Below are 25,968 nucleotides of genomic sequence, written 5' to 3'. Positions count from 1 at the left end.
CCACCAGGGTGGACCTGGTGGGCATTAGCTCTTCGGGGGCTTACTTCTCCTTGTTGGCGGAGTCTTCAGCCTTGGACGAACCCTTGGCCTCATCGGCGGAGTTGTTGTCCTTCTTGTCGGCCTTGCCGGAGGAGCCGTTCATCAGCGTCTCGCTGCCGGTGGCCTTGCCGATCATGTAGGAGGAAGTGTACTCCTCCGCACCGCAGGCGCGCATGACGCCGTCGACTGCCAGCAGACCCAGGGAGATAGCGCCCAGGGCGCCAGCTGCCATGCCGAGCTGCTCCGGATTCTGGATGTTGAACGCCGCCTGGAAGCCAGCTGCGCGCTGTGCGCGATCCTCGTCGTAGATGCCCAGGCCCTGCTGGATGCGGTTGTTCGCATCCTGGATAGCGCCGTTGATCTGCGCGGAGACGCCCTCCAGGCCCGGGATCTGGACCTGGGAGAGGATACCCAGCGGGATAGCCAGCAGCAGCGGAGCGGTCAGGCCTACGATGCCGGCGATGCACTTGCCGTCGAGCTCGCCAGAGGAGCCCTTCTGCTCGGTGCGGGTGTTGTTCTCAACGTTGACGGTGATCTCGATCTCGCGCTCGCCGTAGGACTGGCCGTCCGGGCCAACGAGGAAGTAGCTGGCCTCGTAGGAGCCCGGCTTCAGATCCTTGCGCGGAACCAGGGTGACACCCTCGTCGGTCTTCTTGACCTCCTCGAAGTACTCCTTGCCCTTGGTGAAGATGATGTCGTTCACGTTATCCGGGAAGGTGACGTTGACCGGGGAGTCGTTCTTGATGCTGTTCTCGATGACAATCGGCAGATCGTGGTTCTCGCTGATCACATTGCCCTCGGCGGTGCGGGTACCCTCCGGGTAGATGCCGTAGGAGAGGACGCGGACCAGGTCGCCGTTGGAGTTGCGCTCCTCGACGCGGACCACCTTGTTGGCGGAGCCCTTCTTCGCGGTCAGCTCGACGGAGCCGCCGTTGTCCTTGAGGTCAACCAGGTCGTTGCCGCTGACGACGACAACCTTGTTGCCCTCGTCCAGCTTCTTCAGCTCCTTGGCGTCGCCCTCGATGAGGAAGTCGGTCTGCTGACGTGCGCCGGTGGTCTTGGACTCGACGATCTCCAGCTTGTAGCGGTTGATCTCCTGGCCGTTCTTGTTGAACTCGGCGACAATGCCGGTCTCGCCAACCTTGTCAGCCTTCGGACGCAGGACCCACTGGCCGTTCCTCTCCTCCGGAGCCTCGAACGCGTCAGCGCCCTTGACCACACGGAAGCTGTTCTCCTCGTTGACCAGGGTCGCCTGGAACTCCGTGGAGGTGGAGATCTTGTAGGTGTACAGACCGCTGCGCTTCGGCTCGGTCAGGGTGATCTCGTACTGCGCGTACGCACCACGATCGTCGCTGACCTGGATCAGAGCCTTGCCAGCCTTCTCCTTGCCGGTGACGATGAGCTTGTCGCCCTCGCGCTTGACGTCGACGAACTCCTCGCCCTCGAGGACCTCGACCTTCTCGCCGTCCTCGGACTCGATAGTCGCGGGCTGGTTCCAGCCCATGGTGGTCTTTTCCGGGGACAGCTCAGCGCTGCGGCCCGGGGTGATCTCGAAGGTGTAGCGCTCGAAGACGTAGCCGTCCTCGGAAACGTTCTCAATGACCAGGGTGCCCTTGGCGTCGCGCTTCGGGGTCACCTTGATCTCGGAGGCGTCCTTCGCCGGCTCCTCAGCCAGCAGGTCACCGCCCTTAGCAACGCGGAACTTGGTGCCGTAGAGCTTCAGCTCGTTATCCGCGGTGATGGTGTAGTTCATCTCGCGGACCGGGGACGGCTTGACGGTGTAGGTGTAGGTCTTGACCGTGACCTCTTGTTCAACCTGCACCGGGTTGCCCTCGTCATCAAGCTCCGGCTGCTTGTTCTCGTCGAGCTTGTCGACCATGATCTTGGTCTTCTCAACGACTTTGACGGTGCGAGTCTCGCCTTCCGGAACCGGCTTAAACTTCAGCCTGAAATTCGCGTCCTTGCTGATCTCGGAGTCTTTATCAAGGTACTCGTCACCCTCGACAACCTCCAACCAGTTAAAGTCCTTCGTGCCGCGGGAGATCTCAACTGTCGCACGGTCATTAGCTTCGCGCTCGACCTTCTGGTTCTCCACCTCTTCGACATCACGCTTGGAAACGTCGACGACCCAGACGGCCACCAGACGGCCCTTCTCGTCCTTGATGTGGACGGTCGCCTGACCGCCCTCCGGGTTGGTCGGGGTGACGACCCAGTTGTCGCCCTTCTTCTCAATCTTCGCGACGTCGTCACCCGCGACGATCTCAGCAGTGTGGTTCTCGATGTACTTGATCTCGAGGGTGTCCGGAGTCTCGGACTTGTACTCCAGGTCGCGCTGGGTGACAGTCGGGCCTGCGTTCTTATCCTCGATCAGCTTCAGGGTGTACTTGTACTCGAAGCCGTTCTCGTCAGTGAAGACGATCTCAACGTCGCCAGTTGCATTCTCCTTTGGGGTAACAACCCAGACGTCGCCGTCACGCTCGATGGTGACCTTGTCCTTGCCGTCGCCAAGGATCTCGTAGTCGCCGCCGCGGTACTCGATCTTCGCGGTGGAGGTGTTCAGGATCTCGCGGGTGACGTCGAACTTGGAGGTCTTGTTCTCCACGGTGACGATGTTCTCGCGGACCTCGCCGCTGTCCTCGGTGATACGGACGATGACGTTACCGGTGTAGTTCTCACCAGCCTTGACGGTGACGGTGCCCTTCTCCTCATCCTTGAGGATCTCAACCTCGCCGTGCTCCGGCTTGATGAGCTTGCCGTCCTTGTCGTAGCCCAGGCCCCAGTCGATCTCCTCGCCCGGCTTCCACGGGATGGTGGTGATGCGGTCTTCGCTACCAGCGTTCAAGGTGTAGAAGAAGTTGTTCACCTTGACGTTGACGGAATCCTTCACAGCCACGGTATCGGTGACCTTGACGCGGTAGATGTGCTGGTTGCCCTTGTCATCGGTGATGAGGATTTCAACCTCGCCCTCGCCCTCGAAGTCCTCGCGCGGGGTGATGACGAGCTTGCCGTCCTCAGAGCGCTCGACGACCACGATGTCGGAGCCCTTGATGATCTCGAAGGTCCACTTGTTGCCGATCTTCTCCGGCAGCTCAATGACCTTGGACTTCTCACCGTAGGTGAAACCTGCGAAGTAGTAGTACTCCGAAACTTCCTTCACACGCTCGTAGTACTTCTCAACGTAGTACTTCTCCACGTCGGTGACCGTGGTGGTCACGGTGGTCTCCGGCTGCTTCACGGTGCTGGTGACAGTCTCGGTCACTGCCGGGTTGGTGGAGGTGACGGTGGTGACCGGCTGCGTGGTAACGGTCTCGGTGACAACCTCGCCCGGCTTGGTGGTGACAACCGGGGTGTCGGTGACAGTTTCGGTGACAACCTCAGAAGTGCCCGGCTCAGTCACGGTGGTGACGTGCGGCTCCGGAGTCACGGTCTTGGTGACAACCTTCGTCGGGTTGGAGTCGGTCTCGGTGACGGTGGTCTCAACCGGCTCAGGGTTGACCGTCTTGGTGACAACCTTGCCCGGGACCTCTCGGGTGGTGACGGTGGTGTACGCCGTCGGCAGCGTGGAGCGCTCGGTCACGGTGGTGGCCGGGATACGCCTCGTAGTGGTGTAGGTCGTGTTCGGCAGGGTCTTCGTGGTGGTGACCTCCTGCGGACGGGTCACCGTTGTTGTCACCTCAGGCGTGGTGGGGATCGTCTCCACGATGCTCGGCGGGGTCTTCGGCGGGTTCGGATCCAGACCCGGCTGCGGGACCGGGATCAGACGCTGGAAGGACTTACGCGGCACGATGTTGTAGTCGTACTCGAGCGGCACCAGGACGGTGACGTACTCGCCCGGCTTCACAGTCTTTGCAATCTCGTCGTGGCGGGGGAGCTTGGACAGGTAGTAGCTCGGCTGGCCCTTCGGTGCCTGGTGGTGCAGAATGCGGAAACCGGTCAGGTTCTCAAACGCGGACTGGCTCACCTTGCCGTTGACGACATCTTCGCGAGCCTGGTTCAGGTAGCCCAGCTGGTTGGACAGCAGCGCGCGCAGAATGCCGTTCTTGGTCAAAATGGCGCCAGCCTTGGACTGATCGCCGTTTGCGTAGGCCTTGTAGTCCTTCTGCAGTTCCTTCACCACGTTGATGGCCGCGATACGGACATCCTCGCTAATGGCATCGCCGTTGCCGACACGACCGGAAGCACCGGTGAGCTTGCGGACCTGGTAGTTGCCGGTATCCCACGGGTTACCGAGACCCCAGTCGATGCACCAGCCCGGGCCAGCGCTGGACGGCAGCAGGTCGATGGACTGGTCGTCCTTCGGGGCCTGCTTCAGCATCTGGTCGTAGCGGGCCAGATCCGCGCCGCTGAGCTTCTCGTAAGCACCAACGATCTGCTGGCTGGAAGTGTTCTCGTTTGCGGCTTCTGCGAGCGGAGCGGATACGACCGCGCCCGTAGCCATAACACCAGTGACCATTGCGGTCATGATGCGCTTTTTCAGGTTTGCGTTATGCAACGTCATAGTCCTTCAACGTCTAGGGAGATATTCGAAGCAGCCTGGAGAGTTCCTGAACACGGACCCCAAAACTGACAGACCCCTATTCAATCGCAATGAACCGACGAAAAGAAGTCCTTAACCCCGCTGAAAGCCATAAAAGTCCAGATATTAAGACAAAACTCATAACCCCGGCCCGCTGACCTCGACTTTTGTCCAAGTTTTCCACACAAAAAAATCGAGTGATCTTCACCACAAAACCCGCAATTGTTCAACAAACCGGCATTAAGACGCCGAAAACCCGGTGCCGATTTGGCACCGGGTTTCACAGGTTAAAGGCGGTTCTTACTTGGAGGAATCCTGCTTCTCGGAAGAGGAAGAGGAAGCCTCGTTGTCCTCGCCCTTATCAGCCTCAGCCTTAGACGGCTTGCCGGAAGAGCCGTACATCAGGAAGTCGCTGTCAGTTGCCTTACCAAGCTGGTAGGAGGAAGTGGACTCCTCCTGGCCGCAAGCACGCATCACCTGGTCAACGATGAGCAGGCCAAGAGTGATTGCGCCGAGAGCGCCGGCAGCCAAGCCGAGCTGCTCGGTGTTCACGCCCTGGAACGCGTTCTGGAAGCCAGCTGCGCGCTGCGCACGATCCTCGTTGTAGATGCCCAGGCCGCGCTGGATGCGGTCGTTTGCCTGACGCATAGCGTCGTTGATCTGAGCGGAAACGCCCTCCAGGCCCGGGATCTGTACCTGGGACAGGATGCCGACCGGGATAGCCAGCAGCAGCGGGGCAGACAGGCCAACCAGGGAAGCAATGCACTTGCCGTCCAGCTCGCTGGAGGAGCCCTGCTCCTGGACCGTCGTGTCCTGCTGGGTGATGTTGATGATCACCTTTTCCTTGTCGTTGAGCTTGCCGTTCTCAACCGGAACCACCATGAGCTTGACGCCGCCGTCCAGGTGAGCACCCGGCAGGACATGCAGCTTGCCGCCCTCGGAGGCCTCAATCTCCTTGCCCGGCTCAAGGCGCTTCTTCTTGGAGCAGTCATCGTTGTAGCAAACGTAGACTTCGACAGAGTTCTCGCCGCCCTTGACGTTGATGTCGTAGCCCTTGTCGCGAGAGCCGTCAGTCTTGACATCCGGCGGGGTCAGACCCTCAGAGGTGCCCGGAATCTCCATCTCGACGAGGCGGACCGGGTTGCCCTCGGAGTCGCGCTCCTCGACCAGGATGGAGCCAGTCTTGTTTTCGGTCGGCTGGATGAACAGCTGGCCCTTGGAATCCGGCGCTGCGTTGGTGATCAGGTCCTTGCCGCGGACCACGTGCAGGGTGTTGCCCTTGCCCGGGATGATCCTGTCGTTGATATTGCGGTCGTAAACAACGCGCTCCTCAACGAACTTCAACGGGGTCGGCTGCTCCACGATCTCAATCGTGTGGCGCTTGACTACCTTGCCGTTCTTGTCCACCTCGACGACGGTGACGGTCTTGTCGATGGAGTCCTTGTCCTTCGGGGTCAGGATCCACTTACCGGTCTTCTCGTCGAACTTAACGTTAACGTACTCCTCGCCCTCATCAACGCGAATCTCGTTCTTGTTGATGCGGGTGATAGTGAAGCTGCCGTCCTCGGTGATCTTGAAGTTCTGCTCGCGGGACTGGGAGTTACCACCCTTACCGTTCTTACCCGGGACCACTTCGATGTTGTAGATGACGAAGGTGCGACCGTTCATCTTTACCTTGAGCTGGGTCTTGCCTTCAGCACCATCTACCGGGGTGACGATGATGGTGTTGCCATCTTTCTTCACGTCAACCAGGGACTCGTCAGTGACCTCGTACTCGGTGCCCTCCGGGATCTCGAGGGTCAGCTTCCCGGTCGAGGTAAGGCGGACGTTCTCCTCGCGTGGCGCGGACGGAGTGACATCAATAATCCAGCGCGCGAACGGTAGATCACGGGAGTTCAGGTTCTCAATGATGACCTGACCCTCAGCGCCTTCCTTGAAGTAGACCTTTCCGTCCTCGAGGCGGTCGATGAGGTGTTCGCCCTTGACAATGCGCTGGTTCTTGACCGAGATGTTGAGTACTTTCTTGGACTCAGTCTTCAACGTGCTCTCCTCGACCTCACCCTTGGTGACGTTAAGGGTCCACTCGGCGACGGTCTTGCCGTTGGGGGACTTCTCGGCGACGACGATCTTGCCCTCGAAGCCCGGGTTCGGCATTACGCGGAACTTGCCGTCCTTGGTCTTGACCAGGGTGGCGTTGTCCTTGCCCTCAATGATTTCGAAGGTGTTGCCCTCATTACCCGGCTTGAATTCGGCGGTGTTGCGGTCGACGATATCCTGCGTGAACTTCGGGACCTCGTACTCAATTTGCTCCTCCGGCTTCGCCGAGATGGTGTAGACGCCGACCAGGACGCGGCCGTCCTTGGCGTTCTCGTCCGGAGCGTACAGGTTGAAGATGCCGGTGCCGTTGACCTTGTTGTGGATCTTGAAGCCGCTATCGGTTTCCTCGATCTTCCATTGGTTCTCGTCGCCGCCGGTCTGGATCAGCTTCCAGCCGTCGCCGGAGGTCTTGATGTCGACATCCGTGCCCTCTTGGATGAAGTGGGTTTCAACGTCGACCAGGACGTTGGTGCCCGGCCGGATGTCCAGGGTGTAGGTGTAGGTCTTGCCCTCAGCGTCCACAGCCTTGAGCACAACCTTGCCCTCGGCGTTCGGCTTCGGGGTGATGATCCAAAAGCCGTCGCGCTTCTCAATGGACTCGATGAGGTCCTCGCCGGAGACGATCTCCGGCTTGTTCGGGATGTCAGCCTCGATATCCAGCTTGTAGGAGTTGGCGTTACCGATCACGCGGGTCTGCGTGTACTTGTCGGAGGCGGCATCGATGATGAACTTGTAGACGTTCTTGTTGCCGGTCTTTTCGCCCTTGTCGTTCTTCTCGAACACCTCGATCTCGAGATCGCCCCTCAGCACGCCGTCGTTGATCTTGACGTTGAGCTTGCCGTCCTTCTCCTCGGTGGTGACCAGGCCCTTGCCCTCGACGATCTCGTAGTCCCAGCCTGCCGGGATGTCGATGTTCTGGTTCACGCCGGAAACACCCACGTTGAAGTAGTGGTTGTTCACGGTGACCTCGCCGGTGGTCTCCACGGTGGTGGAATCGTTGACCACGTCGATGACGTACTCGTGGCGGTTTCCCTCGTTGTCCACGACAACGATGCGGACCTTGCCGCGGCCTTCCTTCTTCGGGGTGATCTTGAGGATGGCGGTGCCGTCCTCGCGGACCTCCTTGGTCACCTCGACCAGACCGTTGGAATCGTCGACGAAGTCGATGTCCCAGGAGCCGAGGTTCTTGACCTCGATCTCCTCGGTCTTCTCGCCGGTGCGGAAGTCGAAGGCGTAGTCGTAGTGGCGGAAGTAGCGCTCGACCTCCTTGGTGGTGGTCTTCTCTTCGCGCTGAGTGCTGGTGACGGTGGTAGCCACGTACTTCGTCTCCGGCGCAGCGGTGACGGTAGCGGTGGAGGTCACGGCCGGCTTGGTCTCCGTAACCGTCTCAACCTTCGGCTCGAGGGTGCGGGTGGCGTACTCGGTCTGCTTCGCGCCGGTGACGGTGGTCGTCGGGGTGACGGTCTTGGTCTCGGTGACGTACTCCGGTTCGCCCACGACGGTCTGGGTCACGGTCCGGGCCGGGGCGGTCTTGGTGATGGTGACGTCCGGAGCGGACTCCTTCTTGGTCTCGGTGACGGTGGAGACCTCCGGGCGACGGGTGGTGGTGACCGTCTTCTCCGCCGGAGTGACGGTAGCGATCTCTTCCTGCACCGGCTGGACGTACTGCGTCTTGGTCACCGTCGGCTGGACGGTCTCTTCCTTGATGTAGTCCGGCGAGCCGACCTCAACCGTCTTGGTCACGGTCGGGCGCTCGGTGACGGTTGTGGTCGTTGCCGGGGCGGGCACCCATTCGGTCTTGACCGTCTGGCCTTCCTTGACGCCCGGCTCGAAGCCCTCGAGGCCCGGCTGCGCAATGGTGATGATGCGCTGGTTGGTCGGCTCCTTGGACAGGTCCTCGTACACGTTGTAGGAACGCGGCAGCAGGATGGTGACGTACTCGCCATCCTTCACGTTCAGACGGGAGGAAGCAGCGTCGTCCAGAGCCAGGTAGTAGTTAGCCTGGCCGCTCTGCTCGAAGTAGCTCTTGCGCACCTCGAAGCCGGTCCACTGCAGGAACTGCTGTGCGGAGATCGGCTTCACGCCCGGAACCTGGACGTTGCGGGAACCGGCAACCCAGCCGCGCAGGAGGTTCAGGGTCTCTTTGTTGTTGGACAGCAGCGCCTGCAGTGCCACGTTCTTGGACATTGCGTCGGCGTTCTTGCCCTGCTTCACGTCCGTGAGCATGAGCTTGGTCAGGTTAATGGCGGCGCGCTCAATGTCCTCGTCGATCTTGAGGTTGCCACCCATGTCGCCGTTAAAGCCGTAGAAGCCGGAGGTGCCGTCGAGCTTGCGCACCTCATATGCAGTGTTGGTGCGCGGGACATCGAGGTGGCGGTCGATGCACCAGCCCGGGCCGAACGGGGTCCAGTACTGGCCCGAGTCCCGGTTCCACTCCTGCTTCAGGTTGTAGTCGACAGCGACCTGCTCAACGGAAGAGTCGAGGGCGGAGTACTGGCTAGTAATACGCGAGTCTGCGTCTGCGGCGGGAGCGACAACGGCTGCGCCACCGAATGCAACGGCACCGGAGACCAGGGTGGCCATGATGCGCTTTTTCAGGTTTGCGTTATGCAACGTCATAGTCCTTCAACGTCTAGGGAGATATTCGAAGCAGCCTGGAGAGTTCCTGAACACGGACCCCAAAACTGACAGACCCCTATTCAATCGCAATGAACCGACGAAAAGAAGTCCTTAACCCCGCTGAAAGCCATAAAAGTCCAGATATTAAGACAAAACTCATAACCCCGGCCCGCTGACCTCGACTTTTGTCCAAGTTTTCCACACAAAAAAATCGAGTGATCTTCACCACAAAACCCGCAATTGTTCAACAAACCGACGGTCAGCGGTCCAGCGGGCCCGAACTTCTGTCTCCGCGGACCCGCTTGAGCACATTCTCAGCGGAAATCAAGCACATGGGCACGCCCACCCCCGGCGTCGTGGTCGCTCCAGCGTACATCAGCGACTCCACCTTCCGGCTCTTATTGGAGCCGCGCAAGAACGCGGACTGCCGCAGCGTGTGCGCGGGCCCGATGGACCCGCCGGACCAGGCGTTGTAGCGCTCGGCAAAGTCCGCAGGACCGAGCGTTTGCTTTACGACGATCCTCCGGCCCAGCCCCGCAACCCCACACCGTGACGCAATCTGCTCGATCGCCGCGTCGGCGATGCGCTGCACCTGCTCGGAGGCCTCGCCGCGGTACATGTCGCCGTGGCCCACCGAGGGATCCGCGGGCACCGGCACCAGCACGAACAGGTTCTCGTGGACCGCAGGCGCCACAGACGGATCCGTCGCCGACGGCTTGGACACGTAGATGGACTGCGACGCCCCCTGCGGCCTGCTGGCCACCGGTCCATTAAATACAGCATCGAAGTCGTCGGACCAGTCGTCGCTGAACAGGAAGTTGTGGTGGGCCAGCTCCGGGATCTCGCCTTCCACACCAAGCATGACCAGCACGGTGCCCAGGCCGGGGTCGCGCGGGGCGAACCAGGACTCGTCGTAGGTGCGCTTACTCTTCGGCAGCAGGCGGGTTTCGGTGTGGTGGAGGTCCGCGGCGGAGATGGTGAGGTCGGCGGGGAGCCTTTGGCCGTCGATAAGCAAAACGCCCTTGTCCTCGATGGCCGCGACCTCGGAGTTGAAGCGGAACCGCGCGCCCTGCTCGACGGCGAGCGCGTAGAGCGCGTCCATGACCGCCGCGAAACCGCCCTGCGGATACAGCACGCCCTGGGTGAGGTCGGTGTGGCTGAGCAGGTGATACATGCTCGGCGTGCGGCTGGGGTGCGAGGAGAGGAACACCGACGGGTAGGTGAGCATCTGGCGCAGGCGCGTGTCCGTGAAGCGCTTGGCCACGAACCTGCCCAGCGGCTCCGTGAGGTAGCGCGCGAGACGGGTGTACTGGCCGCGGATGCGCTTCAGGGGCTCGAGGGAACGGAAGTTGGTGTAGAGGAAGTTCTGGATGGCCAGGTCGTAGGTTTCCTCTGCGCTGTCTAGGTACTCCAGGAGCTTGGCGCCGGCGCCGGGTTCGATGCTTTCGAAGAGCTTGGCGGCGTTGTCGCGGCCGGAGTGGACGTCGATGGGCTCGCCCGGCTCCGGGAAGAGGCGGTAGGCGGGGGCGAGCGGCTGCAGGTTGAGAAGGTCCTCGGTGCGCTTGCCGAAAAGGCCGAAGAAGTGGTCGAACGCGTCCGGCATGAGGTACCAGCTCGGGCCGGTGTCGAAACGGAACCCGTCGACGGTCTCGTTGCCGGCGCGGCCGCCGTAGGTGGGCAGCTTTTCCACCACGGTGGTGTCGATGCCCTCGCGGGCCAACAACGCCGCGGTGGCCACGCCGGCCACGCCGGCGCCGATCACGATGGCTGACTTCGGTTGCGGTTTCATTGGTTCCTTGCGTTTGCGAGAGCTCGTGCCGTGAGCGCGAGCTTTCTGTGGTTGGGCACGCTGACGCGGGTGGTGCGCAGCTCGGCCGCCGGGGTGGCGGCGATGCGGGCGTTGAGCTCCCGAAACAGCGCCTCGGCGGCGGCCACTCCCCCGCGGGCTGCGGGCGGCAGCAGCGGGATGGCCGTGTGGGCGCGGTCGAGCTCATCGGCGATTTGGCTGGTGAGGGTGGACTTTAGATCGTCGTCAAGCTTGGCGCCGAAGTACGCGCGGCCGAGCGCACGGCTGTCCTCCCCGAGGTCGCGCAGGAAGTTGACCTTCTGAAACGCGCTGCCGAGCGCGCGGGCGCCGTCCTCCAGCTCGCGGCGGTGCGGGGTGTCGCGGCCGCGCAGGAAAATGTCCAGGCACATCAAGCCGATCACCTCGGCGCTGCCATATATATAGGTATCCAGCTCTTTTTGCGTGAACGTGGTCTGCGTCAGATCCGCGCGCATGGAGGCGAAAAAGGCGCGCACGTGGTCCTCGTTGAGGCGGCACTCGCGGAACGTACGCGCCCACGCGTGCAACACCGGATCAGTGTGGAAGCGGTGGTGTGGGGCGTGCAGGACCTGCTCTTCGTACAGTTCAAGGGCCGTTTCCGGGCATTCGTTGGCCTGGGCGGTGGTGCCGTCCACGATCTCGTCCGCGATGCGCACCACCGCGTACAGGTTCCGGATGTGGGTGCGCTCCGGCTTCGGCAGCGTGCGCACGGCCAGGGAAAAACTCGTGGAATACTGCGCGATCACCTGCGCCGCCGCCTTGTCCGCCATGGCGTCGAAGCGGGAGAGGTAGGTGTTCACGCCTTGGCAGCTTACCGTGGGCGGCGGGCGAGATTGGCCGCATGCCGATTCTCACTTTCGCACTTGTTCTACCAGCGGTTTCGGAGTTTGATTCGCAGTGTGGGGGTTGAAAGTGCGAATCAGGTGCGCCGGTAGGTGGTACTGCGCTGTCCCTGGCCACCGAGCATGACCACGTGGGCGTGGTCTAACAAAGGCTCCAACGCGTAACGCAGCTGAGCCGGCGACAGACCCGTGGTGGCTTGCAGTTCCTTGAGTGTGACAGCGCCGGCGGGCGGAATCGCCTGGTACACGGCAGGAACATTCTTACCCAGCGCAGCGAGGCTCTCTGCCCGGACGGTGAAATCCGAGTGCTCTCCCGTGGACTGCCCGGGCAAGGAGAACACCCCGTCCGACTCCACGATGGCGCCAGCGCCTACAAGTTTTCGCAGCATGTTTCTGCAGGACTGCGCTCCAAGTGGCGAGTAGCGCTGCGTTATTGCTTGGAAAGAGGCGGCTCCATGATTCTGCAGCTCTACAAGCAAATCCTCTTCTGTCGGCGTGAAATGTTCGCCAATGCTTTGCAACCCTTCCAGCCAGGAGTTTTGCTCTTCCGTGAAACGCGAACCGCGTGGGAAGAGCACTTTGAACTCCACGCCGTTGTCAATGAAACGCGGCTTTGGCAGGCGAGCTTCCCGCGTCGCAGCCAAGATTTCCTGGATGCCGCCGCCCTCGCCTTCGATGACGCGCTCACCATCTTCTGTTCGGAGGTAGCGCGCTATCTCGTACAGCCTCTTGTTCACCGGCGATTTTGTCAGAGCGGGGCTCTCTAGCTGTGACACAGACAGTCCGCGCAGCCCACCCGGGCTGACCACGATGAGCATCCGCTCCGTGATGCGAATTTCAACCTTCTTGCCCACATCCACCGAAGGACCCAAGTCCCGGTGCACCAGGGCATTCGCCAACACCTCGCGGATCGCACTGGGAGGAAACTCTGGTTCGTCCACCAGGTGCCCGCTGCTCGTGTACCGGCTGACGGTGTCTGAATTCTGCCGAATCCACTCCATAGCCTCCGTCAGCATCACCGGCAAAGGCCCTTCTATCTCTGTGAGATTCCTGTTCCGGCCCACGCCCTCACCGCGGGAAAGGCGCACCGCAGCCGTGGCGCCGAGTGCCGGCTCAACAGACTGTGGCAAGTACCCCAGTGCGTACAGGCCGCCGAAGCGGACGTTGCCCTCACTGTCGGTGACGTTGGTGACCTGCAGCAGCTGAGCATCGTCGTCGATTTTGGAGATGCGAGAGCGAGAGCCCCGCACAGCCTTCAAAAACCCCGTGAGCACCTCATTATCCAGGACTCCAGCATCAGTTCCCGGCACGGACTCGAAATCGAAGTGCGACTGCTGCCTTTCGGCCAGCGCCGAGAGCTCCAGCATCTTCAGGTCGTTGGAGTTCATCACGTAATCGCCGTCTGCCTGCCGCAGATACGGTTTGCCGTCGTAGTTCGCAGGCTTCTCGGAGGGCAACAGTGGCGTGACTTCAACGACCACCACGTTCTTCCCCTCCAAGGACAGGTGCGTGAACTCCAACTGTGGCGCGGGTTTGACCGCCGCCCGGTTCACGCTGGTCACCTTCTTTTCCATCTGCGCTGGGTGGTCAACCCCGGTGACCTCAAAGCCCCTGCGCTCGCTCACCCCGAGGAGAATTGCGCCCGATTGCGGCATGTTGGCAAACGCGCACAGCGTTTCCCCAATGCTTTCTGGGACTCCCCCACCTGCGGTTTTGCACTCAACCAGCGTGGTGTCATCTCCAAACGCACGCAACTGGGAGAGCGTCTCGCGCAACTGCCCCTCAGTCCAAGTCATGGTTGTGAGTGTATTCTCACTTTCGCACTTTGTCTACCTGCGGTTTCACAGTTTGATTCGCAGTGTGGGGGTTGAAAGTGTGAAAGTGCTGCCACAGAGCAACCGTCGCAAAGCAAAAAGCTCCCTCCGCAACCGGAGGGAGCAATCTGTGGAGCATAGGAGAATCGAACTCCTGACATCCTGCTTGCAAAGCAGGTGCTCTACCAACTGAGCTAATGCCCCGCGTACCCAAGGGTACCGTGGGCCTAGCAAGAATCGAACTTGCGACCTCATCGTTATCAGCGATGCGCTCTAACCGACTGAGCTATAGGCCCTTGGAACGAATAGGAATATTACAGAGCACCCATAACAGCTCCAAATCGCCAGCGTACGGCCCATAAAAGAGGCATTTGCTTATCGACGTTCCACCCTCCCGGTAAGCAGGGGTAACAGGCGGGGGTAGGCGTTGTGAAAAGTGGTTCACAATCCGGGCTGTCCTGGGGTTTTGTGCGTCTTTGCTGGTGAGCGGGTTGTTCTCCGGTTCGGGGGTGCTTTGGCAGGGGCTGATTGGTGAACAATCCGGGCTCGTCTGGCCCCGCAAACGTTGAACAATCCGAACCAAGTGTTGAACGATCTTACCCCGGTTTACCTGCGCAAACTCCTTGCATAAAATCATGGACATCGAAGCAGCCCATGTCCACCACAACGCAAAATGGAGCAACGAGATGCGCGCACAGACCAAGGCCCTCGCCACCGCGCTCGCAGCAGCACTCGCCTTCACCGGCCTCCAGCCGGCCGCAGCCGCGGATGCCTCCGCACTCGTTGGCCTCGAGGAAGCCGAATACGCCATCGACTCCGACAACGACGGCCTCCCCGACGACTGGGAGACCGAGGGCGTCGTGCTTCACGACGGCACCGAGCTCGCCCTCCCCGACTGGGGCGTCGACCCCAACCGCCCCGACCTGTTCCTCCAGCTCAACTGGATGGAAGACCACAACGGCAGGTCCTTCGCGCCGTCCGCGCAGGCGCTGCAGGACATCGTCAAGCTTTTCGACGACCACGGCATCGCCCTCCACATCGACGCCGGCGAAACCTACACCAACATCCCCAACTACACCGAGTTCCACGGCGGCGAGACCGTGGCCTACTCGCAGTACTACTTCGCCGACCAGATCACCGGCGTGCGCCTGCTCCAGGACATCGACACCTACCTCGGCGACCGCTCCAACGCCTTCCGCCTGGGCATCATCGGCGACCAGATCGACCGCGGCGACTACACCACCGGCGTCGCCCTCGTCGGCGACAGCGCCTTCTTCGTGGCCAACAACGACCAGATCGACACCGACGAGCAGCTCCGCAACGCCATCCTCCACGAGTTCGGCCACACCCTCGGCCTGCGCCACAACGGATCCGCGGACATCACCCGCAAGCTGCCGCGCACCCAGGCCACCCCGGCGGAGTACCTGTCCGTGATGAACTACGACCACCAGTTCACCCACTTCAACTACTCCGAGGAGGCCTACACCGCCGAAGGCGCAGACGGCCCCATCGAGGTGCCCGCCGACTGGGACTCCCTGGTCCTGGACACCCCGCGCATCGGTCGCGACGCCCTCGAGCTCGGCGCCCGCACTGTCTCCCACGGCGCAGCGCCGGCGGCTAAGGCTTCGGTGGCCGAGGCTTCCGAGGCGCCCACGGTCGCGCCCGCTGAGGACTCGCCCGCTGAGGCTGTGCCCGCCAAGGCCGCGGACGTGAACGTCGCCGCGATCGTCGGCTCCGTGGTCGCAGCTCTGGCCGTCCTGGGCATCGCGGGTGCAGGTTTCGCCGCCATGAACGGCCTGCTCCCCTTCTAGGTCCCCAGTTCCGCTAACGCCCCGGTTCTACCTGGGCGTTTTTCGTTGGTGCGGACCAATAGTTGGGGTCGCCGGGGCTGTCCGCAATGCGGAGTTGCTGGACCCCAGTCGTCGGGATTTTGTACGAATCGACATTTCGGTCTCTTTCGGGCCTGCAAACACGCAGGTCGGCAATTTGCAGTGTTGATTCGTACAAAAACTGGGCACGGGCCAATAGTTGGTCGACCCGGAATTGTCCGCAATGCGGAGTTGCTGGAGGCTCGGATTCGTAAAAGCTGACAATCGGGCCGTTTCGGCGTCGGGTTTCCCCAGGTCGCGAAATCGAGTCGTCAACTTTCGCGAACAGCCACCCCGACGCACCCCGGATTACTGGGTGCGGACCAATAGTTGGGGTCGCCGGGGCTGTCCGCAATGCGGAGTCCGCGAGCGATGAAGGCGGGAATGGCGAAGTCGATACCTTGAGGTCGATGGTTGCAGGTCAGAGTCTTTCGACGAAAAGCCGCCGGAACAGGGCTCAAACCTGTGACCAGGAACTATCGACATCGAGGTATCGACATGGGGTTTTGAGGGGCCCGCCCCGGAGACCAGCCCCTACTTCGCCCGGTTGGACATGGTGAAGCTAATGCCGCCGACCAGGTCCGCGATGGCGTTGTACATGATCACCGTCAACGGGGCCATGATCATCTGGAACAGGAGGCCCACCAGGCCGAACAGGCCCGCGGCGGACATGGCCAGTTTCATGTCCACCACCTGGTCGCCGCCGACGCCTCCGATCAGCGAATTCACTGAATCCACCACCCCGGCGCGCTCCAGCCCGTAGTAGACCAGCACGCAGGCGGCCATCCAGGCGATGAAGCCCAGAAAGGCCAGCAGCGTTGCCACTTTGAAGGTGGAGCCGGCGCCGATGTGGCGCACGGTCACTTTGCGGACGGCCACGGGCTACTCCTTGTCCTCGCCTGCGCTGGCGGAGCTGTCGTCGCTAAGCGCCTGCTCGATGGTCTTCTGCCCGGTGGCGACTGCGGTGGCTTCCTCCTCGCCTTCGTCCTCGACGTTGCGGTCGATGGCGAGCAGCTCGACGCCGTCGGCGAGGTCCACCAACCGCACGCCCATGGTCGCGCGGGACGACGGGCGGATCTGGTCGACCTCGGTGCGGATCACGCCGCCGGCGGAGGTGATGGCGAAGATCTGGTCGTCCTCCGCGACAGAGAGCGCGCCGATGAGCTTGCCGCGCTTCGGGCTGTACTTGAAGGTCATCACGCCCATGCCGCCGCGGCCCTGCGCGTTGTACTCCTCGATGGCGGTGCGCTTGCCGTAGCCGCCGGAGGTGGCCACGAGCAGGTATTCGCCGTCCTTGGCCACGGTCATGGCGAGCAGCTGGTCGTCGCCCTTGAAGCGCATGCCCTTCACGCCGGCGGTGGCGCGGCCCATGGGGCGCAGCTGCTCGTCGTCGGCGGAGAAGCGGATGGACTGGCCCTGTTCGGACACGAGCAGCAGGTCGTCGTCCTCGCCGACAAGGGAGGCGCCGATGAGCGCGTCGCCTTCGTTGAGGTTGATGGCGATCAGGCCGGCGGAGCGAGCGGACTCGTAGTCGGTGAGGCGGGACTTCTTCACGCGGCCGTCGCGGGTGGCCAGGACCAGGTACGGGGCGTCCTCGTAGGTCTGGATCTGGATGATCTGGGCGATCTTCTCCTCCGGCTGGAATTCCAGCAGGTTGGCCACGTGCTGGCCGCGGGCAGTGCGGCCCGCTTCCGGCAGCTCGTAGGCCTTGAGGCGGTAGACGCGGCCGAAGTTGGTGAAGAACAGGATCCAGTCGTGGGTGGAGCAGATGAAGAAGTTCTTCACCACGTCATCCTGCTTCAGCTCGGCTCCGCGCACGCCCTTGCCGCCGCGCTTCTGGCTCTTGTAGGCGTCGACCTTGGTGCGCTTGGCGTAGCCGGTGGAGGTGATGGTGACCACCACGTTTTCGCGGGCGATGAGGTCTTCTTCGGTGACGTCGCCGGTGGCGGCGACGATGCGGGTGCGGCGCTCATCGCCATACTTATCGACGATCTCCTTGAGCTCGTCGCCGACAATTGCGCGCTGGCGCTCCGGCTTGGCCAGGATGTCCTTGTAGTCCGCGATCTGCTCTTCGATGGCGGCCAGGTCGTCGATGATCTTCTGGCGCTCCAGGGCCGCCAGGCGGCGCAGCTGCATGGCCAGGATCTCGTTGGCCTGGATCTCGTCGACGTCGAGTAGGTCGATCAGTCCGGCGCGGGCGTCGTCCACAGTCGGCGAGCGGCGGATCAGGGCGATGACCTCGTCCAGCATGTCCAGCGCCTTGACCAGGCCGCGGAGGATGTGGGCGCGCTTTTCGGCCTCGTCCAGGCGGTACTGGGTGCGGCGGACGATGACTTCGATCTGGTGCTTGACGTAGAAGCGCAGCATCTGGTCCAGGCGCAGGGTGCGCGGGACGCCGTCGACAATGCTGAGCATGTTGGCGGAGAAGTTCGTCTCCAGCGCCGAGTGCTTGTACAGGTTGTTTAGCACCACGCGCGGCACAGCGTCGCGCTTCAGCGTGACGACGATTCGCATGCCCACGCGGTCGGAGGACTCGTCCTCAATCTTGGAGATGCCCACCATCTTGCCGGCGGTGACCTGCTCGGCGATGTTGTGGATGAAGTTGTCCGGGTTTACCTGGTACGGCAGCTCGGTGATCGTGATGACCTGGCGGTTGCCAATCTCCTCGATCTCGGTGACACCGCGCATGCGGATGGAGCCGCGGCCGGTGGTGTAGGCGTCCTTGATGCCCTGGTCGCCGACGATCAGGCCTGCCGTGGGGAAGTCCGGGCCCTTCACGCGCTCCATCACGGCGTCGAGGGTTTCCTTCTCCTCGGCGTCGTGGTTCTCCAGGATCCAGTAGATCGCCTCCGCCAGCTCGTTCAGGTTGTGCGGCGGGATGTTGGTGGCCATGCCGACGGCGATGCCGTTGGAGCCGTTCATCAACAGGTTCGGCACGCGCGACGGCAGGACGGTCGGCTCCTGGGTCTTGCCGTCGTAGTTCGGCACGAAATCCACGGCGTTTTCGCGGATGTCGCGCACCATCTCCATAGCCAGCGGAGTCATCTTGCACTCCGTGTAACGCATCGCGGCCGGGCCGTCGTTGCCCGGGGAGCCGAAGTTGCCCTGGCCGTCCACAAGCGGGTAGCGCATGGCCCACGGCTGCGCCATGCGCACCAGGGTGTCGTAGATGGCGCTGTCGCCGTGCGGGTGGTAGTTACCCATCGTGTCCGCCACCGGCTTCGCGCTCTTCACGTAGGAGCGTTCGGGGCGGTAGCCGTTGTCGTACATTGCGTAGATGATGCGGCGGTGCACCGGCTTCATGCCGTCGCGCACATCCGGGAGCGCGCGACCCACGATCACGCTCATGGCGTAATCGATGTAGCTGGTCTGCATCTCCTCGTTGATGTCGATTGGTTGAATGCGGTCCAAGCCGCCAGTGGTGTCATCAGCCATGTGGACGAGTTTAGCGGGCTTCTCACGCCGCGACGGAGCAGCGACGTGGTATCAAAGTGGTATGGCTATGACGCTCCGCTTGACCGCAGACGAGGACAAGGCGCTCGTGTTACTCGCGTCCGCATGGGGGTGCTCGAAGCAGGAGGCCGCGCGCCGTGCGGTGGTCACCGCAGCATCGCGATTGCTTGACGACGCCCACGTCACCGACCTCGCCCGCACCCTCATCCCCACCTACGCCAGCATGGAATCCCGAATCCGTCAGGCCCGGTCATGAGGGGTTTTTCCGCCGAGCAGCTCCTGGCCGTCGCAGACGAGTACTGCGCCTTCCACGGCTGCCACGTCCGTTCGTTTGCTGCCCTGGCGGCCAGCGCCGCCGTGCCCGGCGCCCGTCTCCACGGCGTGCTGGTGTTCGACTCCGTGGAGGCGGCCGCTGCCGCGTTGGCCGAAACCATCCGGGCGCTGCAGCCCCTGTCCGGTGCCGACTCCAGCTCCGCGGCCAACGCTGGGTTCGCGGACGTCGCCGCCGAGGTGTACCGGCGCTGGGCTGAGTGAGGGCCGGATGGTCGTCGATAGGCAACTGCTTTGTACGAATCGACATTTTTCTAGATTTCGTCGCAAAAACCCCAGGTCAAATTTTTTGGTTGTCGATTCGTACAAAACCGCGCTGGGTGAGGATGACCCGCAGCTGGCCAACCAACAATCCCAGCGTGTTTTGCGTGTACCGCAGAGGAGTCCACTGCTGGACCGCAAGCTCCCGGTCGACGGTGTTGTCATAGATTCGTTGCTTCTGTTCCTCGTGATGGATGCCGTCGTAGAACAACGCCAGCCGCGCCTCCGGGAACCCCAGGTCGGCGCGGGTGAGCGGCCGCCCGTCGGCGTGAAACTCCACCTGCTCCTCCAACCGGAGGCCGAATTCCTTGGCCACCTTGGCGGCCAAGAACCGCATCTCGGTCTCTTTCGGCGAATCAGCGAGCGCGCTCGACGCCTTGAGCACCGACGCGAGCCACCGGGTAGCCACACGGTTGTGCCCCGATTCGGCGATTTCCTCAGGGGAGATGCCGAGGAATCTGCGGCATGCGTCGACGAGCTGGACCGCGCGCAGAAACACCTCTTCGTCCTCAGGTGCATGCACGGGCCACGAGCACTGCTTTGTGCGGATGAGCTTGAGCGCTTGCGCCGCCGCCACTGGTGGCGCGGCAACCTTGATGTGCTCGCCGCGGCACAGAACATGCCACGTCTCCCCTGGTCGTAGGGATTTTCTTATCACGGTAGGAGTGAACTGGGTGCCCCATTTCTTGCGCCCGCACGTAGGCGAGATCAAGACAGTGTCGTGCGCGTCCACAAGGTACGGCAGCCCGTAGAGCGCCAGCGCGCCGAAACCGGCAACTGTGGTGCCCGGGTGCGTGAGCGCGTGGGCGGCCGCGCGGTACTCGGCAGGGACAGGGTAACGCACCTGGCGCGGGTGGCGGACGGAATCGCGGATGACGATGCTGTCCGGGCGCAGCACGTGGCGCGGCACCTGGAACTTCCCGTTCACGCTGGCCATTCCAGGCAACAGACGCCCCGGGTTCGGGTAGAGCAACGCGCCGGCAGTGGTGGCCATGCCGTTGTAGAGGTGGGTCATGACTAGTTAGACGCTCGCAACCGCTCGGCGGTTCCCTCTCGGACAGGGACTAAGTTGTCGTGCTTTCCCCAGCTCAAGGCGTATACTGCTGCTCAGCCAACATTGTTTCCCGAAAGGCTTCCCATGTCTGCCAAAAACTTCGGCCGCGCGGCCGTCGCCGTGGCCACCGCCGCCTCGCTGGTGTGCGGCGGCGCAACTGTCCCCCACGCGCTCGCGGAGACCACCCAGGTCCAAAGCATCGATTCCCTGAGCTGGCCAGACGTCCGCGTCACCCCGGGCGGGGAGGTGAAGGTGAAGCCGGAGGGCGAGTTCTCGAGCGACGTGCGCTTCTCCGGCAACCGCGACTACTTGGGCTATAGCTTTACGACGGAACCGCGCACCGGCGAAGTCACCATCCGCGTCGCAGACGACGTCTCCCCCGGCGAACGCACGATGTTTACCGTCGTGGTCAGCGACGGCTTTCGCACCGTACGGCGCACGGTGCAGGTGGACGTGGTGGATCAGCTCGGTGAGATGGCGCAGAAGTACCCGGTGGAGTATTACGCGGTGTACACCTCGCTTGACCAGGAGGTTGCGGAGCCCCTTCAGGGTGAGGTCCCCGAGGGCACCACGTTCTCCGTCGTCGCGCCGGAGCACTACTCCGTCGAGGTGGACGACAATGGCACCCTCACCGTGACGCAGACGGACTCCCTGCGTTTCCGCTCCAACACCGCTGCGGCTGTGACGGTGCACTACCCGGACGGTTCGGAAGCCACCCTGGCGGTGCCGCTGCTGACAATGGACGTTGATGAGCAGTCGTTCGAGGAACTCGGAAGCGAGGATCTGAGTGACTTCTACAATTACCTCTACGACCACGAAATTCGGCCAGAGTGGGAACACACCGTCATGCGGGGAGACGAGACCGCGGTAGCGCGGTTCGACGGTCCAACCTGGGGCGCCGAGAGTTTCAAGTTTCGCGAGGACTTAGTCCCCTACCTGACCAAGCGCTTCGACGTGGACGTCGATAAGCAAACAGGCGAAGTGACAATGACCCCGAAGCGACCCATGAAGACCTCGGGCTCGCAGTTTTTCGTCCCGGTGGAGGTGACCTACAGCGATCAGAGCGTTGGCCTGGGTTCCGCGGTGTTCGAGATCGGTGAGCCTGGGTTGTGGGACAACGAGCGGGCCGAGTTGGAGTATAAGAAGGTGGAGGCGCCCACGCCGGGGCCATTCACTGCGGAGCTCGAGGGGGACTTCCCGGAAGGCACCTGGTTCGAGCAATTGGGAGAATTCATGCCGGGCTGGACTGTCGACGTCGCCCGCACCACCGGTGAGGTCACCGTGACTCCCCCGAACAACACCAAGCCCAACATCTCCTTCGAGACCGATGTGGCCGCACACTTCCCGGACGGCTCCGTCAAATACCTCGTGGCCCCGTTCCTCCTGGTGAAACCAGAGAACCCGCAGTCCGAGACCGCTCGTGTGACTTACCCGGATGTGGAACTGCACCCCGGCGAGACCGTCAGCTACTCGCCAGATGGCCTGCCGGACGGCAGCGTTGTCACGATCTTCCACACGAATTACGCCGAAAAGCACGGTGTCGACATCAGGGTCGACTCACGCACTGGCGCATTGACTGTCGCAGCAAAGCAGGACGCTTCCGCGTTCAACCAAGACGTTTTCTTGGACGTGGTATTCAAAGACGGTTCCGACACCAAAGTCGGCGCGAACATAAAGGTGACCGTCCCGGAACCGGAACCAGAGGTCACGCCCGAGCCGGAACCGGAACCCGAGCCCGAGCCAACCCCCACACCCACCCCGGAACCGACCCCCGAGCCCACAACCCCAGCGCCGGCCCCAGCCAACGAAGGCTCCAGCACCGGCGGCATCATCGCCATCGTGATTGGTGTGCTGGCCGCGATCGGCGGGCTGGCGTTCGCCGCCAAGCCGCAGCTGGAACAGATGGGACTCTGGCCCCGCTAGCCCACCCCACCGCCTAACATGTTCCCCATGAAGAAAACTGTTGCGGCGCTGGCGGCCGCCGCCCTGCTCGCCGCCCCCTCCCCTGCCTTTGCGCAGGACACGGCTATTTCGCAGCTGTCCTCGACGAGTTCGAAGGGTTCGTCCAAGCCGAATTACTACCCAGACTACGACAAGGACGTGACCGCGCCCGAGAAGCGCCCGCTGGAGGGGTCCTACACGGGTTCGGCGCCGATTTCGCTGGCGATCGCGCTGGCCGCGACGGCGGTGACTGTGCAGCTCATCGTGGATTTCGTGCCGCAGGCGCGCGAGGCGGTGGACAACCTGGCGGAGCAGTTTAATCTGACGCAGGTGCCGGGTTCGTCGGAAGGCAACCGCCTGATTCCTGCGAAGGAGATCACGGCGTTTGTGCAGTCCTACGTGGACCAGTACCTCCCCCAGCGTTAGCTCCGCCACACAACCTGTGTTACGGTTGTGCCCGTTGTGGTTGCAGTGAACCTACGAGAGCCATGTGACTGATGTGGCAATAGAGGTGCTGCGGTGGAAGAGCTGCAACCGAAAACGGCCGGTCCCGCACCGGCCGTTTTTCCCGTTAAACTGGCCGGCATGACTGATCTTTCCCAGCTGCTCGACGCAGCCAAGCGCCCCCAGGTCGTCCAGGAGATCACCACTCTCGTCGACGACACCATCGCCCGCCAGTCCGGCCTCACCGGCATGGCCCTGAAGTCCGCCGTCGCCGCAGGTAAGAAGGCTGACGCGGACGCCATTTCCAAGGGCGTGAACAAGTTCCTCCCGCAGATCGTGGACGAGCTGAACCCGCACTGGGCCGATTACAAGAACAGCGGCGAGCAGGGTTTCGGCCAGTTCCTGGCGGGCCGTGAGGATGACGTCGTCAAGGCGATGCTCGATGCTGGCGACAAGCAGGCGGATTCCATGCCCGGCGCCATTAAGAAGGTGTACTCCACGTTGCGCGGCAAGGCCGCCAAGATCGTGGGCCCGTCGTTGCCGCAGCTCGGCGAGATCGTGGAGCGTTTCGCTTAACGACGTCTAAAGTCGCCAACGCCCCAGCGAAATCTTTCGCCGGGGCGTTGATTTTTGGGCGCTTACACGTCCAGGAAGCGCACGTCTTTGGCCTTGCGGGTGATGAAGCTGCGGCGGGCCGCGACGTCGTCGCCCATGAGGATGGAGAACAGCTCGTCGGCGCGCTGGGCGTCCTCGAGCTCGACGCGGCGCAGGATGCGGGTCTCCGGGTCCAGGGTGGTCTCCCACAGCTCCTTGGCGTTCATCTCGCCCAGGCCCTTGTAGCGCTGGATGCCGTCGTCGGTGTTGATCTTGCGGCCGGCCTCCAGGCCCTCCGCCAGCAGCGCGTCGCGCTCGCGGTCGGAGAAGGCGTAGCCCGGCTCGCCCTTGCCCCACTTCAGCTTGTACAGCGGCGGGTTGGCCAGGAAGACGTGGCCGTTTTCCACCAGCTCCGGCATGAAGCGGAACAGCAGGGTTAGAAGCAGGGTGGCAATGTGCTGGCCGTCCACGTCGGCGTCGGCCATGAGCACGATCTTGTGGTAGCGCAGCTTGGCGATGTCGAACTCGTCGTTGATGCCGGTGCCCAATGCGGTGATGATGGCCTGGACCTCGGCGTTCTTTAGCACGCGGTCCATGCGGGCCTTCTCCACGTTCAGGATCTTGCCGCGCAGCGGCAGAATGGCCTGGTACATGGAGTCGCGGCCGCCCTTGGCGGAGCCGCCCGCAGAGTCGCCCTCCACGATGAACAGCTCGGACTTCGACGGGTCCTTCGAGCGGCAGTCCGCGAGCTTGCCGGGCAGGCCGCCCAGGTCGGTGGCGGACTTGCGGCGCACCAGGTCGCGGGCCTTGCGGGCCGCCTGGCGGGCCTGGGAGGAAGACACCGCCTTGTTCACGATGACCTTGGCCTCGGCCGGGTTGGCGTCGAACCAGTCGGAGATGTTCTCGTTCACCGCGCGCTGGACAAAGCCCTTGACCTCGGTGTTGCCCAACTTGGTCTTGGTCTGGCCCTCGAACTGCGGGTCGGCCACGCGCACGGAAACGACGGCGGCGAGGCCCTCGCGGCAGTCGTCGCCAGTAAGATTTGGCTCCTTGTCCTTGAGCAGCTTGTGGTCGCGCGCATAGCGGTTCATCAAGCTGGTCAGCGCGGCGCGGAAGCCCTCCTCGTGGGTGCCGCCCTCGTGGGTGTTAATCGTGTTGGCGAAGGTGTGCACGGACTCCTTGAAGGAGCCGTTCCACTGCATCGCCACCTCGGCCTCCAGGCCGTCGCCCTTTTGGTCGAAGCCGATGATCGTCGGGTGGATCGCCGTCTTGGACTTGTTCAGGTGCTTGACGTAGTCGATCAGGCCATCCGGGTAGTAGAAGGTGACCTTCTTCTCGCGCTTCTTCTTCACGTCCGGCGCGACCTCGTCGCCCGGCTCCACCGTGTCGCCGTCGCCGTCCTGGTCCACCTCGGAGGCGTCGACGGTCTCGGTGGTGTCGTCGAACGAGTCGCCGTCGATAGCCGCCGCGGTGTCGCCCTCCTCGGCGATCGCCTCGAGCTCGAGCTCCTCGTCCGTGACGCGCTGGTCCGTCAGCGTGATGGTCAGGCCCTTGTTCAGGAAGGCCATCTCCTGCAGGCGGCGCGAGATGGTGTCGTAGTTGAAGTCGACGGTCTCGAAGATCTCCGCGTCCGGCCAGAAACGGATGGTGGTGCCGGTGCCGCGGGCGTTGCCGCCCTCCTCCAGCTTCTCCGGCACGGCCATCTTGAAGCGCTGGTACCAGTGCTTGCCGTCGCGCTTGATGTCCGCCTCAACACGGGTGGAAAGCGCGTTGACCACGGAAATGCCCACGCCGTGCAGGCCGCCGGAGACCGCGTAGGACTCCGAGTCGAACTTGCCGCCGGCGTGCAGCTGGGTCATGACCACCTGCACCGTCGGGGCGCCGGACGGGTGCATCTCCACCGGGATGCCGCGGCCGTTGTCCACGACCTCGACGCCGCCGTCTTCCAGCAGGGTGACGTCGACGCGGTCGGCGTAGCCTGCCATCGCCTCATCGACCGAGTTGTCCACGACCTCCCACACCAGGTGGTGCAGGCCACGCACACCGGTCGAGCCGATGTACATGCCCGGGCGCTTGCGCACCGCCTCGAGGCCTTCGAGGATGGTGATCGATGACGCGTCGTAATGGGGTTGCTGCTCTGCCACTTTCGGGAAGCTCCTCCATGCGTGAATGTGGGCCGAATGTGTAATTCAGGCCCGTTGAACCTGTCCCATCTTACACGGTGAGGGGGCCATAACGGGGAGGTGTCCAACGCGCGAGAGGGCGTTTCAC

15 protein-coding genes and 2 tRNA genes are annotated in these 25,968 nt (G+C 62.8%); 6 read left to right on the top strand and 11 right to left on the bottom strand.

Annotated elements, in window-relative coordinates; all coding sequences use genetic code 11:
- Nucleotides 1-40: 40 nt before the first annotated feature.
- The 7 genes from O5O53_RS02790 to O5O53_RS02760 all read right to left on the bottom strand — a co-directional run bounded on the left by O5O53_RS02790 (nt 41) and on the right by O5O53_RS02760 (nt 14,048).
- A complete protein-coding gene (locus tag O5O53_RS02790) occupies nt 41-4,531 on the bottom strand; it encodes a hypothetical protein (RefSeq protein WP_269508832.1) in 4,491 nt (1,496 codons plus the stop codon).
- Between the two features lie 324 nt (nt 4,532-4,855).
- On the bottom strand, nt 4,856-9,265 hold the full coding sequence (locus O5O53_RS02785; RefSeq protein ID WP_269508830.1) for a ricin-type beta-trefoil lectin domain protein: 4,410 nt from the start codon (nt 9,263-9,265) through the stop codon (nt 4,856-4,858).
- A 265-nt stretch (nt 9,266-9,530) separates the two neighbouring features.
- Nucleotides 9,531-11,060, bottom strand: a complete 1,530-nt coding sequence (crtI, locus tag O5O53_RS02780; RefSeq protein WP_269508828.1) for a phytoene desaturase family protein — start codon at nt 11,058-11,060, stop codon at nt 9,531-9,533.
- Entirely contained in the window at nt 11,057-11,866 is an 810-nt protein-coding gene (locus O5O53_RS02775; protein WP_269509053.1) for a phytoene/squalene synthase family protein, read from the bottom strand. Before O5O53_RS02775 ends, crtI begins: the two co-directional genes overlap by 4 nt.
- Nucleotides 11,867-12,015: 149 nt before the next feature.
- Nucleotides 12,016-13,713, bottom strand: coding sequence for an RNA/DNA-binding domain-containing protein (locus tag O5O53_RS02770; protein ID WP_269508826.1), 1,698 nt, complete (start codon nt 13,711-13,713; stop codon nt 12,016-12,018).
- A gap of 170 nt (nt 13,714-13,883) precedes the next feature.
- Nucleotides 13,884-13,956: transfer RNA gene (locus O5O53_RS02765), tRNA-Ala, on the bottom strand.
- A gap of 18 nt (nt 13,957-13,974) precedes the next feature.
- A tRNA-Ile gene (locus O5O53_RS02760) sits at nt 13,975-14,048 on the bottom strand.
- Nucleotides 14,049-14,438: 390 nt separating this feature from the next.
- Here O5O53_RS02760 and O5O53_RS02755 point away from each other — a divergent pair.
- Nucleotides 14,439-15,563 carry a zinc-dependent metalloprotease gene (locus tag O5O53_RS02755; RefSeq protein WP_269508824.1) on the top strand — a complete coding sequence of 375 codons (1,125 nt, stop codon included), beginning with the start codon at nt 14,439-14,441 and terminating at the stop codon, nt 15,561-15,563.
- Nucleotides 15,564-16,154: 591 nt separating this feature from the next.
- On the opposite strand, the gene O5O53_RS02750 is transcribed toward O5O53_RS02755, so the two are convergent.
- Both O5O53_RS02750 and gyrA read right to left on the bottom strand, forming a co-directional pair.
- A complete protein-coding gene (locus O5O53_RS02750; RefSeq protein ID WP_269508822.1) occupies nt 16,155-16,499 on the bottom strand; it encodes a DUF3566 domain-containing protein in 345 nt (114 codons plus the stop codon).
- A gap of 3 nt (nt 16,500-16,502) precedes the next feature.
- Nucleotides 16,503-19,055 (bottom strand): DNA gyrase subunit A, encoded by a 2,553-nt coding sequence (gyrA, locus tag O5O53_RS02745; protein WP_269508820.1) that lies wholly within the window; start codon nt 19,053-19,055, stop codon nt 16,503-16,505.
- Between the two features lie 61 nt (nt 19,056-19,116).
- Here gyrA and O5O53_RS02740 point away from each other — a divergent pair, with 61 nt between their 5' ends.
- A complete protein-coding gene (locus O5O53_RS02740; protein WP_239307562.1) occupies nt 19,117-19,329 on the top strand; it encodes a CopG family transcriptional regulator in 213 nt (70 codons plus the stop codon).
- Entirely contained in the window at nt 19,326-19,607 is a 282-nt protein-coding gene (locus O5O53_RS02735) for a TetR family transcriptional regulator (protein WP_269508818.1), read from the top strand. Before O5O53_RS02740 ends, O5O53_RS02735 begins: the two co-directional genes overlap by 4 nt.
- 76 nt (nt 19,608-19,683) lie before the next feature.
- Here the strand turns inward: O5O53_RS02735 and O5O53_RS02730 are convergent, their stop codons facing one another.
- Nucleotides 19,684-20,679, bottom strand: a complete 996-nt coding sequence (locus O5O53_RS02730; protein ID WP_269508816.1) for a putative endonuclease domain-containing protein — start codon at nt 20,677-20,679, stop codon at nt 19,684-19,686.
- Nucleotides 20,680-20,802: 123 nt separating this feature from the next.
- On the opposite strand from O5O53_RS02730, the gene O5O53_RS02725 reads away from it, so the two are divergent.
- From O5O53_RS02725 to O5O53_RS02715, 3 genes are all read left to right on the top strand, one after another.
- Entirely contained in the window at nt 20,803-22,641 is a 1,839-nt protein-coding gene (locus O5O53_RS02725) for a YPDG domain-containing protein (protein WP_269508814.1), read from the top strand.
- Between the two features lie 27 nt (nt 22,642-22,668).
- Nucleotides 22,669-23,085, top strand: a complete 417-nt coding sequence (locus O5O53_RS02720) for a hypothetical protein (RefSeq protein WP_269508812.1) — start codon at nt 22,669-22,671, stop codon at nt 23,083-23,085.
- 159 nt (nt 23,086-23,244) lie between these two features.
- Nucleotides 23,245-23,679 (top strand): DUF6918 family protein, encoded by a 435-nt coding sequence (locus O5O53_RS02715; RefSeq protein WP_269508810.1) that lies wholly within the window; start codon nt 23,245-23,247, stop codon nt 23,677-23,679.
- A gap of 62 nt (nt 23,680-23,741) precedes the next feature.
- On the opposite strand, the gene gyrB is transcribed toward O5O53_RS02715, so the two are convergent.
- A complete protein-coding gene (gyrB, locus tag O5O53_RS02710; RefSeq protein ID WP_269508808.1) occupies nt 23,742-25,841 on the bottom strand; it encodes a DNA topoisomerase (ATP-hydrolyzing) subunit B in 2,100 nt (699 codons plus the stop codon).
- Between the last annotated feature and the right edge of the window lie 127 nt (nt 25,842-25,968).

Origin of the sequence: Corynebacterium faecium (assembly GCF_027257105.1) — a bacterium.
GTDB classification, from domain to species: Bacteria; Actinomycetota; Actinomycetes; order Mycobacteriales; family Mycobacteriaceae; genus Corynebacterium; species Corynebacterium lehmanniae.
Note: the sequence above shows the minus strand (reverse complement) of the source record. Positions and strands in the feature narration are given on the sequence as shown.